13 protein-coding genes are annotated in these 13,471 nt (G+C 66.4%); 7 read left to right on the top strand and 6 right to left on the bottom strand.

The window, feature by feature from the left end:
- Positions 1-40: 40 nt before the first annotated feature.
- Positions 41-934: a hypothetical protein gene (locus tag CXR42_RS19355; protein WP_146038062.1), complete on the top strand. Its 894-nt coding sequence runs from the start codon at positions 41-43 to the stop codon at positions 932-934.
- A gap of 179 nt (positions 935-1,113) precedes the next feature.
- Here the strand turns inward: CXR42_RS19355 and CXR42_RS12205 are convergent, their stop codons facing one another.
- Positions 1,114-1,668: a YqgE/AlgH family protein gene (locus CXR42_RS12205; protein WP_103257851.1), complete on the bottom strand. Its 555-nt coding sequence runs from the start codon at positions 1,666-1,668 to the stop codon at positions 1,114-1,116.
- A gap of 122 nt (positions 1,669-1,790) precedes the next feature.
- Between CXR42_RS12205 and CXR42_RS12200 the strand changes: the two genes are divergently transcribed.
- Positions 1,791-2,579, top strand: a complete 789-nt coding sequence (locus CXR42_RS12200; RefSeq protein ID WP_103257850.1) for a protein-disulfide reductase DsbD domain-containing protein — start codon at positions 1,791-1,793, stop codon at positions 2,577-2,579.
- Between the two features lie 83 nt (positions 2,580-2,662).
- Here the strand turns inward: CXR42_RS12200 and CXR42_RS12195 are convergent, their stop codons facing one another.
- From CXR42_RS12195 to CXR42_RS12175, 5 genes are all read right to left on the bottom strand, one after another.
- On the bottom strand, positions 2,663-6,025 hold the full coding sequence (locus tag CXR42_RS12195) for an efflux RND transporter permease subunit (RefSeq protein ID WP_103257849.1): 3,363 nt from the start codon (positions 6,023-6,025) through the stop codon (positions 2,663-2,665).
- Positions 6,025-7,458 (bottom strand): efflux RND transporter periplasmic adaptor subunit, encoded by a 1,434-nt coding sequence (locus tag CXR42_RS12190; RefSeq protein ID WP_103257848.1) that lies wholly within the window; start codon positions 7,456-7,458, stop codon positions 6,025-6,027. Before CXR42_RS12190 ends, CXR42_RS12195 begins: the two co-directional genes overlap by 1 nt.
- Positions 7,459-7,554: 96 nt before the next feature.
- Positions 7,555-8,097, bottom strand: coding sequence for a molybdenum cofactor biosynthesis protein B (gene moaB / locus CXR42_RS12185; protein ID WP_103257847.1), 543 nt, complete (start codon positions 8,095-8,097; stop codon positions 7,555-7,557).
- A gap of 1 nt (position 8,098) precedes the next feature.
- Positions 8,099-8,728, bottom strand: coding sequence for a LysE family translocator (locus tag CXR42_RS12180; RefSeq protein WP_180996049.1), 630 nt, complete (start codon positions 8,726-8,728; stop codon positions 8,099-8,101).
- Entirely contained in the window at positions 8,729-9,532 is an 804-nt protein-coding gene (locus CXR42_RS12175) for a uracil-DNA glycosylase (protein ID WP_103257846.1), read from the bottom strand.
- Positions 9,533-9,700: 168 nt separating this feature from the next.
- Here CXR42_RS12175 and CXR42_RS12170 point away from each other — a divergent pair, with 168 nt between their 5' ends.
- From CXR42_RS12170 to CXR42_RS12145, 5 genes are all read left to right on the top strand, one after another.
- On the top strand, positions 9,701-10,210 hold the full coding sequence (locus tag CXR42_RS12170; protein ID WP_146038061.1) for a hypothetical protein: 510 nt from the start codon (positions 9,701-9,703) through the stop codon (positions 10,208-10,210).
- 57 nt (positions 10,211-10,267) lie between these two features.
- Positions 10,268-11,230, top strand: a complete 963-nt coding sequence (locus CXR42_RS12165; RefSeq protein WP_103257844.1) for an aspartate carbamoyltransferase catalytic subunit — start codon at positions 10,268-10,270, stop codon at positions 11,228-11,230.
- 594 nt (positions 11,231-11,824) lie between these two features.
- Positions 11,825-12,373 carry a hypothetical protein gene (locus CXR42_RS12155; protein WP_146038060.1) on the top strand — a complete coding sequence of 183 codons (549 nt, stop codon included), beginning with the start codon at positions 11,825-11,827 and terminating at the stop codon, positions 12,371-12,373.
- Between the two features lie 115 nt (positions 12,374-12,488).
- Positions 12,489-12,932 carry a hypothetical protein gene (locus CXR42_RS12150; RefSeq protein WP_103257841.1) on the top strand — a complete coding sequence of 148 codons (444 nt, stop codon included), beginning with the start codon at positions 12,489-12,491 and terminating at the stop codon, positions 12,930-12,932.
- Positions 12,929-13,450, top strand: coding sequence for a hypothetical protein (locus tag CXR42_RS12145; protein ID WP_103257840.1), 522 nt, complete (start codon positions 12,929-12,931; stop codon positions 13,448-13,450). Before CXR42_RS12150 ends, CXR42_RS12145 begins: the two co-directional genes overlap by 4 nt.
- Positions 13,451-13,471: the final 21 nt, after the last annotated feature.

Raw genomic sequence — 13,471 nt, 5'->3', positions numbered from 1 at the left:
ACAGTAAACACCACTCAAAATTTTTGGATGACGTTTTGCCATGCGTATCGATTCTAGATGGATTTCGATTGGCTTGACGGCCCTGACGATTGTCTCAATTCCAACTTTGCATGTTCTGGGTTTTTTGGCAGGCATGCCCGAGGCTAGTCGCCAGTTCACCGATGTGCGCTTCACATTAGGTCTCACCGCCAGCTTTTCAACTGGGTTGGCGATTGCAGCTTTCTTTGCAGGATATGCCCCAAAGCTATTTTTGGGTATCTTCATCTATGTTTTTGAATCTATGATTGAGAGTAAGTACTATAGAAGAGGCTATCGTCGCGTCTATGTTCCTTTCACCGGATTTGGGAAGATTTCAAGGCGCATCCGAACCGCACAAGAAATGGCTGAACACTTTAGAGAGTCAGGAAGATTTGACCGGGCCAAGGCGAGATTCACAAACTTCAAACAAAAGAAACTCAATGAGCGTTTTCCAGTTAGGCTCTATGCTCGATACCAGTATGCAGCATCAGGTCTAATCTCGATCTTAGTATTTTCGGTCTTCTACGTCGGCTGGATAAGGTCTGCGCTGTTCATCGTTGTCTTCGGCGTGATCGGCATCGCACTTCTTATCTTCAAGATGTACGGAACGGGCCACATATTTGACCTAAAGAAGCGTTGGTGGGATGAGCAGAAAACTACGATTGATGATCCCTCGGAGTTATTTGATGCTGATTTACTGCCTACGCTGCTTTCAGTCGTAGCTATCTGTTCCTTCAGCCTAGGTTACTTTCGGTTTGGATATGTCTCAAACTCGCCAGACTTTCAGATCACGATCGGTACAGGGGTAAACTACAACCTAGTCGGTCCCAACAGTGATGGCATACTGGTCATAGACAAAGTCCAAGGCAGTCTATTGCTTGTACCTTACAGTGGGGTAGGGAATCTCCGCTTCTGAGAAGGCTGAAAAGCGCACCCCCCCGATTCGCCCCCCAAGGTTAACGCCCCACCACCCGCTCGCGCGTATGCATGGAATGCATACGCGATGTATACGGGGTGTAGCCCCCCATCCAGCCACAAATCCCCCGGATTAACCAAGCGTTCCCAACCCCTTACCGGGAGTCCCTTGCGGCCGCCTCAGGCCCGCCCCGCCGCCGCGCTCAGCGTCAAGGGATCGATTCCCATCCCCTTCAATGCCGCCGACCATTTCGCGGCATCGTCGGGCGCGAAGATCAGGCTGTCGGGGGCCTGGCAGGTCAGCCAGTCGTTGCGGCCGATCTCGGCCTCAAGCTGCCCCGGGCCCCAGCCGGAATAGCCCAGCGCCAGGAGGGCCTTGCCCGGCCCGCCACCCGCTGCAAGCGCCTGCAGGATATCCAGCGTCGCCGTCATGCCATAGCCACCCGGGACTGCCAGCGTCGCGCCACCGGCCTCCCAATCCGCAGAATGCAGGACAAAGCCCCGCCCCCGCTCCACCGGGCCGCCGAACTGGACGCGGATGTCGCGGCCTTGCGGGGCGCGTGGGATGGCAAGCTGGTCGAGGAGGCTGGAAAAGCTTAGATCTTCCAAGGGCTTGTTGACGATAAGGCCCATCGCCCCCTCAGCCGAATGGGCGCAGACCAGGATCACGCTGCGCTCGAAGCGGGGGTCGGCCATTCCAGGCATGGCGATCAGGATCTGTCCGGCAAGCTCCATGACCTCAACATGGACCCGGTGTCCGGTCACGACAAGCCCTTGGGCGTGGCGGGGGGGCCACGATCACGCGGCTTCGCCGCAATGTGATTTCCCTTGGGCGGGCCTTTGCCTATCTTCGACGCATGTTACGCGCCGCATGCCTTGTCCTGATCGCCACCCCTGCCCTTGCCACGACGCAGGAGGACGTCCTTGCGGGCGCGCTGCGGGCCGGGTGGCAGATGGATTCGGGCGCGCATATGGCGGCGGTGGAGTTGCAGTTGGCACCGGGGTGGAAAACCTATTGGCGCAGTCCGGGCGATGCCGGGATACCGCCCAGCTTCGACTGGTCGGCCTCGCAGAACGTGAAGGCGGTGCGCATCCACTGGCCCGCGCCCCGGGTGTTCGACCTGAACGGCATGCAAAGCATCGGCTATCACGACCGCCTGCTTCTGCCGGTCGAGGTCGAGCCGATCGACCCCGCGCAGCCTGTGCAGTTGGCGGTGCAGATGGATCTTGGGGTGTGCGATGAAATCTGCATGCCGGCGCAACTGTCCCTGACGCAAGAGCTTTTGCCGCCAGGTGCAGCCGATCCCGGCATCCAGGCGGCGCTGGCTGCACGGGCGGTCCCGGCGGGCCAGGCGGGGGTCAGCCGGGTGGCCTGCACGGTCGACCCGATCAAGGACGGTCTGCGGCTGACGGCACGGATGCGGCTGCCCGATCCGGGCCGGACCGAGGTGGTGGCCTTCGAGACCGGTGATCCGTCCGTCTGGGTCGCCGAAGCGGTCAGCCAGCGTGAGGGGGGCGAGTTGATCTCGGTCACCGAACTGGTCGCGCCCTCGGGCCAGCCGTTCGCGCTGGATCGCTCGGCGGTGACGGTGACCATCCTGGCCGGCGGCGAGGCGGTCGAGATCAAGGGCTGCCCGGCCCCCTGACCTGTCCTGACGCGGCGCCCGGGCGGCGATCCGTGGCAACGCGGGCGCGCGGGGGCTCGATGCCCCCCAAGCCCGCACCCCCTCTATCCCCGACGCGCCCGCAGGCGCAGCACAGCCGCCAGGGCCCCACCCAGCCAGACCAGCAGGCCAGCGCCCAGGAACAGCGCCAGCGACACCGGGCCCGGCGCGGCGCCTGCAAGACCAGGGGCCAGCGCCAGCAACCATCCGGGCAGGCTGCCGGTTCCGGCGACCCAGAAGGGCAGCGCCAGGGCCAGCGCGCCAAGCGCCAGCACGGCGGGGCGCAGCGCGGGACGCAGCCCAGCGCGCGTCTGGCGGAAGGCCCCCCGGCGCAGGGTGCGGAACGACCGGGCGATATCATGCTGCACCGCCAGGAAGGCCGGCACGACCAGCAGCACCAGCACCATCCCGAAGCCCAGACCAAAGACCAGGGTCACGACTGTGGGCTTCAGGAACTCGGCCTGGGACGACCGTTCGTAGAGCAGCGGCATGAGACCCAGCACCGTCGTCATCGTGGTCAGCAGAACGGCGCGGAAACGGTCGGACACCCCATCCACAATCGCCGGGATCAGCCCACGTTTCCTGGCGTATTCGTCGACCGTGCTGACCAGCACGATCGAGTCGTTGATGATGATGCCCGACATGCCGATCATGCCGACAATCGAGAACATCGAGACCGGGATGCCCCAGACCCAATGCCCGAAGATCGCGCCGATCAGGCCGAAGGGGATCACCGACATCACCACCAGGGGCCGCGTCCAGTGCGCGAAGATCCAGGTCAGGGTAATGTAGATGCCCAGCAGGCACAGGATCAGCGCCACCATTGCACCGGACAGGAACTCTTCCTCATCCGCCGCCTGGCCGGAAAGCTGCCAGTCCACCCCAAAGTCCTGCGCAAGACGCGGCAGGATCTCTTCTTCCAGCGCGCGCTGAACCTCGGTCGCGCGGGTGGGATCATCCTCGGACAGATCGCCCGAGACGGTGACCAGCCGCAGCCCGTTCTCGCGCCGCACGGTGGAAAAGCCGGACTGGCTGTCCACCGTCACGACATCGGCCAGCGGCACATAAAGGCCCGGGGCCGCGCGGATCTGGGTACGGTCGAGGAAGTCGGCGGTCAGCTCGGCCTCGGGCAGTTCGACGCGGATCGCCGCCTGGCGCGGGCCTTCGGGGAAGGTCGCGGCCTCGATCCCGCCCAGCATTTCGCGAAGGGTCCGGCCCAGGGTGGCGGTGTCGAAGCCCAGCGCCTGGCCCTGCGGGGTCAGCGTCAGGATCAGTTCTTCCTTGTCATAGGCAAGCGTGTCCTCCAGCCCCGAAACCTCGGGATAGGCCGCAAGGGCGGCTTTCAGCGCCTCAGCCGCGGCCTTCAGCGTCTCGGCCTCGCCACCCGACAGATCGACGGCCAGCGAGTCCCCACCCGGGCCGAAGCGGGCGCCGCGGAAACTGAGTTCTTCCAGCAGCGGATGTGGCACGATCTCGGCCTCCAGTGCGGCCAGGAATTCGCTGGTCGGATAGGGTCGCAGGTCGGGGCTGATCAGTTCCATCGCGATCGAGCCGAGGAGGTCCGGTCCCTTGGTATCGGCGCTGGACAGGCTGCGGCCGGTGGCGCCGCCAATCTCGGCCAGGATGAAGGTCGCGGGGTTCTGGCCGTGTTCGTCCTCGAACCGGGTGGTGACCACGTCGGCGGCGCGCTGCAATTCGCGCATCATCGCAAGCGTGTCGTCGCGGGTCGCCCCCGGCAGCATCGAGAAGGACCCGGTGACCGAGGCCTGTTCGGGCGCGTTGAAGAAGCGGAACTGCACATCCCCACGGACAAAAAGCGAGACCTGCCAGGCCAGCGCAAGGACAGAGGCGGCCAGCACCGGGTAACGCGCCTTGATCACCAGCCGGATGCCGGGACGGATCGCCACGCGGCGCAGCCAGTCCAGACCCCGGTTGGTCTGGCGTGAGGGCCAGTCATACCACCGCTCGCGCACGGCGTCCTTCATGGCATGGGCCAGGTGGTTTGGCAGGATCAGGAAGCATTCGACCAGCGACACGATCAGCACGAAGCAGACGGTCAGCGGAATGTCGGCGATCAACTCGCCAAACCGGCCGCCGATGGCGACCAGGCCCATGAAGGCGATGATCGTGGTGATGGAAGAGGCCAGGATCGGCCCCGACATCCAGCGCGCGGTGCGTTCTGCCGCCTCTTCGCCGGTCTCGCCCAGATGGCGGACGCGGTGTTCGACGTTTTCGGACACGACGATGGAATCGTCGACCACGACGCCGATCATGATGATCAGCGCGAAAAGCGAGATCATGTTCACCGACTGGCCGAACATGTACATCACCGCCAGGGACGAGATCATCGCGATGGGGATGCCGGTCGCGACCCAAAAGGCGATGCGGGCGTTCAGGAACAGGAACAGGACCGCCAGGACCAGCAGAAGGCCCGAGCCGCCGTTGTCGAGGAACAGCATCAGCCGGTCCTTGATCTGTTCGGCCCGGGTGCGGACCAGGTCCACCGTGACGCCGGGGGGCAGGGTCAACTGCATCTCGGCCGCGACTTCGGCCACGGTGGCCTGCATGCGGATCGCATCGCCATCGGCCGCGCGGTCGATGCGGATGGTCATGGCGGGGTCGTCGCCGACAAAGGCCGCGCGGACGGAATTGGCCTGGTTGGCGCGGATCGTGGCGACTTCGCCCAGGGTCAACTGCGTGCCGTCCGGGGCCGAGCGCAGGACGATGGCGGCGATTTCCGCCACGCTGCGCCGTTCGGTGCCAGTGCGCAGGCGGGCCCCCTCGCCCAACTCGCCTGCCGGGCTGTCGCTGGTCGCGGCGGCGATGGCCTGGGCGATCTCGGCCAGGGTCAGATCGTGCTGCATCAGCGCGGTCGAGGTGACCTCGACCAGCGTTTCCGGCGCGGCAAGGCCGGTGATCGTGGCCCGACTGATCCCGGCGGCAAACAGGCGCGCGATGAAGTCGTCGGCAAAGCGGCCAAGCTGGTCGATTCCGACCGGGCCGCTGATCAGCACATCCGTCACCCGGTCGCGCCAGGCCGAGGCGGCGACGACCGGGTCCTCGCTGCCCTCGGGCAGGGTGGAAAGGGCATCGACGGCGGCCTGCACATCGGCCTCGGCCACGGCAAGGTCGTGGTTCGGCTCGAACTCGATATCCACCACCGCCCGGCCTTCCGAAGCGCGAGAGGAAACTGCGGCCACGCCCTCGATGGTCAGGAACACCGGCTCCAGCACCTGAACGATGCCACGGTCCACGTCCTCGGCCCCGGCGCCGTCCCAGGGGACGGTGACCGACACCTCGTTGATCACGACATCGGGGAAATACTGGGCGCGGATGTTCAGCGCGGCCAGAAGGCCCGCGACCAGCATCAGCATCATCAGCAGGTTGGCGGCGGTCCGGTGGCGGACGAAGAAGCCCAGAAGATCCATCAGCCGCCCATCCGGCCTTCCAGCCGGTCCAACGTGGCGGCGGGAACGGCGTCGGATTGCAGGTCCTTGAGCAGGCTGGCCTTCAGTTCCTCGGGCAATGCGGCGTTGGCCTGGACCAGCGCCACCAGTTCCGCCCGCCGTTCGGGTGAAAGCGGAACCAGATCAGCGCCCTCGGGGCGGATCGGGCGGATGCGGATGCCGTCGCCCAGAAGGGCCGAGCGTTCCTGCACCACCTCGCGCCCCGCAAGGGCACCGACCCGGATCAGCACGTCATCGCCCTGCCGCCGTAGAACTTCGACCGGCAATTCCTGCAGCCGGTCCTCGGGCCCAAGGGCCAGGACAGTGCCATTGCGCCCCACGGCAAGGGCCGGCAGGCGGGCGACATCGTTCAGGGCCGGTTCCTCGATCCGCACTTCGACGAAGTCGCCGGGTTGCAGCAGCGACTGTGCGAGGGTTGAAGGGTCGAGCGCCACATAGACCATCCGGCCGGTCTGACCCTCGGCCACGGCGGCGGCGGCGCGGTCCAGGCGTCCGGTCAGGTTCTGCGGGCCCAGCGTCACGGGGGCTGGCACCAGCGCGCCAGCATCGTCCACCAGCAGCGCAAATTGCGCGGTCGAAAGCCGCACCGCCACATCCAGCGCGGTGGGGTCGATGATCCGGCCGACCACCTCGTTCGCGCCGACCAGCGCGCCGGGGACCAGCGTCACCCCATCGACCCGGCCGGACAGCCCGGCGCGGATCTCGGTCTCGGCCAGGGCGCGTTCCGCCTCGGCCAGGGCGATGCCGGCGCGGGTCACCGCGACCTGAGCCTGGTCAACCGCCGCTTCGGCCTGGGCCAAGGCCTGCCGCCGCGACAGGACCGCCTGCTGGGCCGAGGAAAGCGCCAGTTCCGCCGTCTCGACCGCCTGAGAGGAGCCGGCGCCGCGTTCGGCAATCTGGCGCTGGCGATCCAAAGCCTGGGCGCGCAGCGTCACCTGCGCCTCGGCCGCTGCCAGGTCGTCCTGGGCCAGTCCCACGGCCGCACGGGTCTGGGCGTCCGACGCCGTCGCCTCGGCCAGATCGGCCTGGGCCAGGGCCACAGCCTCTTGCGCGGGGGCCGGGTCGAGGCGCATCAGGACATCGCCCGCAGCGACCGACAAGCCGTTGCGGAAGCTGTCGGCAACCCAGACCACGGTGCCCGATTGCCGGACCCGCAGGTCCAATGTGCGCCGTGCCTCGACCTTGCCATAAGCGGTCAGGATCGGCGTCAGGGTGCCGGGGGTCAGCGTCAGCACATTGGCCGCAACGACGCGTTCCTGCGCCGGGCGACCGGGGCCGCCGGGTTCCAGGCTGGCCCGGATCGCCCCACCCAGCACCATGGCCGCCGCAGCCAGAAGGGCCAGCGTCAGCGCCAGCAGGAAAAGCCCGGTCAGGCTGCGCGTCAGAAATCGCATCGCTTCCCCTTGGTTGCCTTGCGCGAAGTCTAGCGCAAGGCGCAGGCCCCGCCAGTCATGGAACGGGGTTCAACGCAGATGTTACGTCCCGCGCCGCTATTTCCGCCGCAGATGTTCCTGCAAACGCGGCATGATCTCGACAAAGTTGCAGGGCCGGTGCCGGCTGTCGAGTTGGGGCTTCAGGATCTCGTCCCAGGCGTCGCGGCAGGCGCCGGGGCTGCCGGGCAGGGCGAAAAGGTAGGTGCCGCCCGCGACGCCCCCCGTCGCGCGGCTTTGCACGGCGCTGGTGCCGATCTTCTGCATCGAGACGATGGTGAAGACGGTGCCGAAGGCGTCGATCTCTTTTTCATAGACCTCGCGGTGGGCTTCGACCGTCACGTCGCGCCCGGTCAGGCCGGTGCCGCCCGTGGTCAGGATCACGTCAACCGCCGGGTCGGCGATCCAGGCCCGCAACCTGGCCACGATGATTGCCCGGTCGTCGGGGACGATCCCCCGGTCGGCCAGCACATGCCCGGCGGCGGTCAGGCGTTCGACCAGCGTGTCGCCGGATCTGTCCGTCTCGGGCGTGCGGCTATCGCTGACGGTCAGGACGGCGATGCGGACCGGGTGGAACGGAAGGGCTTCGTCGATGCGGCTCATGTCAGCTCCTTGGCATCAGGGCGAGACGCAGGGCCAGCGCGCCGAAGATGGTGGCGCTGATCCGGGACAGCCAGCGCGCAAGGCTGGCCGAACGCGCGACGCGCTGACCGATGGACCCGGCGAAGAGGCCAACCGCACCGTTGACCAGAAGGCCACCCAGCGAGAACACCAGCCCCAGCGTCAGGAACTGCGGCAGGATCGGGCGGGCCGGGTCCACGAACTGCGGCAGGAAGGCCAGGATGAACAGGATCACCTTGGGGTTCAGCAGGTTCACCATCAGCCCTTGCCAGAAGGCACGGCTGGTCGAACTGGCGGTCACCTGCGCCTCGGCCGCGAAGGGTGAGGCACGCAGCGCCCCGATGGCCAACCACAGAAGATAGCCCACGCCCAGCCAGCGGATCGCCTCGAACGCTGCGGGATGCGCGGCCACCAGCGCGCCCAGGCCCAAAGCGGCCAGCGTGGTATGCACCATTCCTCCCAGCGCGATCCCGAAATTCGCCGCCATCGCCGCGCGCCGGCCGGATTTCAGCCCCTGCCCAAGGCAGAACATCATGTCCGCGCCGGGGGTCAGGTTCAGCGCCAGCCCGGCGGGGACGAAGGCGAGGAGGGTAAGCGGATCAACGGGCAGCATTCAGCGCAGCCTTGCTTGCAACGACAGCAGGTCCGCCCAGGCCTCGCGCTTCATCGCGGGGTTGCGCAAGAGATAGGCCGGATGGGCCATGGGGAGGAGAGGCTTGCCCAGTGCCGTGGTCCAGGTGCCGCGGGCGCGCAGGATGCCCTTGCCGCCGGTCAGCGCAAACAGGGGCGTATTGCCCATGACGACGATGACCTGCGGGTCCACCAGCGCGATGTGACGCTCGACAAAGGGCAGCATCATCGCGATCTCGGCGGGCTCCGGGTCGCGGTTGCCGGGGGGGCGCCAGGGCATGACGTTGGTGATGTAAAGCGCCGTTTCGGGGGCAGGCGAGGTGCGCGACAGGCCGACGGCAGCGAACATCTTGTCCAGAAGTTGCCCGGCGCGGCCGACGAAGGGGCGGCCTTCGCGGTCCTCCTCGGCGCCGGGGGCTTCGCCCAGGACCAGGACGCGGGCGGCCGGGTTGCCGTCGGCGAAAACGGTGTTCCGGGCGCCTCGCTTCAACTCGCACAGGTCAAAGCCGGCGAGTGCGGAGCGCAACTCCTCCAGCGTGGTGGCGCGGGCGGCGACGGCCTTGGCGGCGGCGACCGCATCCACCGCAAGGGTCGGCGGCGCGGCAAGGTCTTGCCGGGGCGCATTGGTCTGCGGGGCGGGCTTGGCCAGCTTTGGGGCCTCGGCCGCCAGTTCATAGCGGTTGACCGGCGCGTCAGAGATGACCTCGTCCACCCCCGCCTCGACCTGCCAGGCCAGGGCGGCAAGCGCGGCGTGCCAGTCGTCGGCGATGTCGGTGGCGATTCCCATGGCCGCAAGACTAGGCGCAGTGCCGACCGGGGGCCAGACGCGATTGCCGGCCTGACCGCAGGCTGATTGGCCCGGCTTTGCCCCGGCCTGCCCCACCGGCGGTGATGAATTCCTGCCTTGCCGCCCCAAGCGCCGCCGCCTACCGCTAAGGCAAAACAGGAGCTTCACTTGCGTCGCCTTGCCCTGACCCTTGCTTTTCTGCCCTTTCCCGCCATGGGCGAAACCCCATTGCAAATCGACCTGCAGACCGACCTGCCTTACCTTGAGCAGGCCGAGGTCGCGGGCGGGCGGCTTTGGGTGGAGCCGTCCAGTCTTGACGACCGTCTGATCTGGCAACTGGTCTTCAATGGCCAACCCGTGGGCCTTGCCGATGCGCAGGTCCACATCCAGGCCGTCATTCCCCGGCCCGAGTTTGCGGGCGAAGACATGGTGTTTGTCACCGTTGCCGGGGGCGGCAATGCCTGCCCGACTCTGTGGGCAGTCGTCGTGACCTCGGCAGCAGGTGCCAAGGCGACCGAACCCTTCGGCACCTGCTCTGAAGCGATCCTGAACCCGCGCCTGACGATGGATGCGATGGTGGCCTTCGAGATGGCCCCGGTGGCGGATGACCAGCCCTGGATGACCTATACCGTCGACGGCGCCGACATCTGGGAAAGCGCGCTCTCCGGCCCGCCCTGACGCTTGCCCCCCACCCCCCGGTTTGCGATAGAGGGTCAAACCGCTAGGGGACATGCCATGGCTTTCCGCGCCCGCCATCTGCTGGGGATCGAACATCTGGCCCCGCTGGAGATCACCACGGTCCTTGACCTTGCGGAACGCTATGTCGATCTGAACCGCCGCACGGTGAAACAGTCCGATGTGCTGGCCGGGATGACGCAGATCAACCTGTTCTTCGAGAACTCCACCCGCACGCAGTCGTCGTTCGAACTGGCTGGCAAGCGGCTGGGCGCGGATGTGATGAACATGTCGGTGGCGAATTCGTCGGTGAAGAAGGGGGAAACCCTGATGGACACCGCGATGACGCTGAACGCCATGCACCCGGACCTGCTGGTGGTGCGGCACGGGGCATCGGGGGCGGTGAACCTGCTGGCGCAGAAGGTGGATTGCGCCGTCCTGAACGCGGGCGACGGGCGACATGAGCATCCGACGCAGGCGCTGCTGGACGCGCTGACCATCCGCCGCGCCAAGGGCCGCATCCAGCGCCTGACGATTGCCATCTGCGGCGACATCGCGCACTCCCGCGTGGCCCGGTCGAACCTGATCCTCTTGGGCAAGATGGAGAACCGCCTGCGCCTGATCGCCCCGCCGACCCTGATGCCCTCGGGCGTCGAGGACTTCGGCTGCGAGCTGTTCGACGACATGCGCGAGGGGCTGAAGGGCGCGGATGTGGTGATGATGCTGCGGCTGCAGAAGGAACGGATGGACGGCGGTTTCATCCCCTCGGAACGCGAATACTACCACCGCTACGGGCTGGACGCCGAGAAGCTGTCCTACGCCTCGCCCGAGGCCATCGTGATGCACCCCGGCCCGATGAACCGGGGGGTGGAGATTGACGGGGACCTCGCCGACGACATCAACCGCAGCGTGATCCAGGACCAGGTTGAGATGGGAGTCGCGGTACGGATGGCCTGCATGGACCTACTGGCCCGGAACCTGCGGGCGGAGAGAGGGCGGAAGATCGTGGGGATGATGGCGTGAGGGGGCGGTGAGCGGATCGCCCGATTGTGAAGTCTGGGAGATTGGCAAGCAGTCCGCTCCGCCTCTCCAGCTTGTGGACCTTTTGGACGACAAAGAGCGTCTTTTGTGGGCGGCAGTCTTGCCAAGCACGCATCTGCATAGGCGCTGGCTTCCGGGTGTTGTTATTTGCGTTTGCACCACCGCATTTATTGCCTTCCAAGTGCCTTGGGGACAGACAATGACCGAGTACTGTCGGGTGCAGGGCGGATCGCGCTGCGAGTCTGTTTACCTTCTTGGCTGGCCGCTGCTAGCCTGCTTCACAGTATTCGTAATCCACCTCATCCGACTCTTCTGGAAGAGCAAGTCGGACCCTTGGCACAACGTTTACGGCGTTTCCACGAAACGTTCGCTTCGGATCGACGGGCACAAACCGGGGAAGGTCCATAGCTGTGAACTCAAACGCAACTTCGCGCGCATCGACTGGTTTGGTGACGTCCGATTTGACGGGTCACGTACGGGTCTGGCCTTTCACGCGCTTGACGAGTTGGACGCCAAGCGAGCGGTCTACTGGGCAAACGAGGGGCGGTTCCGAGGCGATATTCTTGAGCCCGCAATTTGAGTAGCACGCCCCTCCCCCTCCGCCCCGGTGAAACCCTCCTCTGGGAGGGTGCGCCTGTCCCCGGCTTTCACCAGCGTGGGGCGACGATCTTCCTGATGCTCTTCGGCCTGCCGTTCCTCATCATCGGTGTCAGTCTTTTCTTCTACGGCCTCCTGCAACTCCACAAAGCGCCAACCACCTCCGACGCGGGCCTAGCCCTTTTCACCGCCGCCTTCGCCCTGACCTTTGGCAGCTTCGGGGCCTTCCTTGTCTTCGGCCCGCTGATCGAAGCCCGCACCGCCCGCTACGTCCGCTATGCCCTGACCACCCGCGCGGCCTATGTCATCCGGCAAGGCCGCTTTCCCAGCCTCAAGGTCTATCCGATCCTGCCCCACACCGCGCTGGAACTGGAGCCGGGAACCCGGGCCAGCACCGTGTGGTTACACTCCCGGCAGGAGCGGGATTCGGACGGTGACCTGGGGACCACGAAGGCCGGCTTTGAAAACATCGCCGAGGGTGAGAAGGTGTTCCAGATGATCCGCGATTTGCAAGGCAAGGACGAATGACCCCTGACCCCGACCGCAAACCCACCAAGGAGGAGATGCGCCAGGGCGGCATGGTGGCCACCGCCGTGCTGGCGTTCATCGCCGTCTTCACCATCGTCATCGTCTGGATCGCCTGATGACAAGGATCGAGCCCGACAGCATCATGGGCCACGCCGCCCCTCTGGCCGAGGGCGAGACGGTTCAGGCCGAGTTTCCCGCCGACCGGCTGGCCTATTGGCGCGGGCATCTGATCCTGGCCGTCGTGCTGGGTGCGGCGGCGGGCCTGTTCCTGCTGTGGCAGGGCAACCCCTATCCCGTCGCCGGACCCTTGGGCGCGGCCATCGCGATCTTCGCGCGGGCGGCCTTCCTGGCCTCGGAAGCCTTGGGAGAGGCCTGGCGCCTGACCGACCGCTGGTTGCTTGGTCCCGGCGGGCGGGCGATTCCCCGGGTGCAGTTGCGGTCGGCCCGGCCGTTTCTGGGTGCGGTCCAGGTCACCACGACGACAGGCGACCGGCACCTGATCCGGTATCAGGCCGACCCCGCCGCCACCGCAAACCGGATCATGGGGGGCCGAGGGTGATCACGATTCCCGCCCACGAACGCGACCAGGTGCGGGTCTTTACGGCCGCGCTTTCGGCGGAGGAAATGCAGGGCGACAAGGCCCGGCTGGCCCCGGCGCTGCTGGGCGACGCGGACCTTGACCCCGCACATGTCGAGTTGTTCGACGTGGCGGACCTGTCGGATATCGGACTGACCGGCTATCTGACCGAAGGCCTCGGCGTTCCCGACGCAACGCTTGCCGCCGATCGCGCCCGGCTGGAGGCCATGACCGGGCCGGTCCTGATCCTGCTCTCAAAGGCGCTGCATGGCCGGGCCGTCACCCTGTCGCCCGATCCCCGTCTGGCCCTGATCGGCACCTATGCCGAAGAGCGGCCGCCCGTGCATTTCGAACCCCTGCCCAGCCCTTCGGCGCAGGGCACGCTCAACCCGAACCCGCCCGCCCCAGCCACTTCGACCCGGATGCAAGGGGTGTTTGTCCTGCTGACCCTGGCGCTGGCCCTGACGGGTGCGGTCGCCCTATGGCTGGCCTTGCGGTGAGTTCCGGTGGACAAGCCGCCT

Source organism: Tabrizicola aquatica, from assembly GCF_002900975.1.
Lineage (GTDB): Bacteria > Pseudomonadota > Alphaproteobacteria > Rhodobacterales > Rhodobacteraceae > Tabrizicola > Tabrizicola aquatica.
Note: the sequence above shows the minus strand (reverse complement) of the source record. Positions and strands in the feature narration are given on the sequence as shown.

Bases quoted from the DNA above. Each gene is read 5' to 3' on its own strand.
- CXR42_RS12190 (WP_103257848.1), bottom strand. From the start codon at position 7,458: ATGCGATTTCTGACGCGCAGCCTGACCGGGCTTTTCCTGCTGGCGCTG.
- CXR42_RS12195 (WP_103257849.1), bottom strand. From the start codon at position 6,025: ATGGATCTTCTGGGCTTCTTCGTCCGCCACCGGACCGCCGCCAACCTG.
- moaB (WP_103257847.1), bottom strand. From the start codon at position 8,097: ATGAGCCGCATCGACGAAGCCCTTCCGTTCCACCCGGTCCGCATCGCC.
- CXR42_RS12205 (WP_103257851.1), bottom strand. From the start codon at position 1,668: ATGGAGCTTGCCGGACAGATCCTGATCGCCATGCCTGGAATGGCCGAC.
- CXR42_RS12165 (WP_103257844.1), top strand. From the start codon at position 10,268: ATGGCTTTCCGCGCCCGCCATCTGCTGGGGATCGAACATCTGGCCCCG.
- CXR42_RS12200 (WP_103257850.1), top strand. From the start codon at position 1,791: ATGTTACGCGCCGCATGCCTTGTCCTGATCGCCACCCCTGCCCTTGCC.
- CXR42_RS12175 (WP_103257846.1), bottom strand. From the start codon at position 9,532: ATGGGAATCGCCACCGACATCGCCGACGACTGGCACGCCGCGCTTGCC.
- CXR42_RS12150 (WP_103257841.1), top strand. From the start codon at position 12,489: ATGACAAGGATCGAGCCCGACAGCATCATGGGCCACGCCGCCCCTCTG.
- CXR42_RS19355 (WP_146038062.1), top strand. From the start codon at position 41: ATGCGTATCGATTCTAGATGGATTTCGATTGGCTTGACGGCCCTGACG.
- CXR42_RS12180 (WP_180996049.1), bottom strand. From the start codon at position 8,728: ATGCTGCCCGTTGATCCGCTTACCCTCCTCGCCTTCGTCCCCGCCGGG.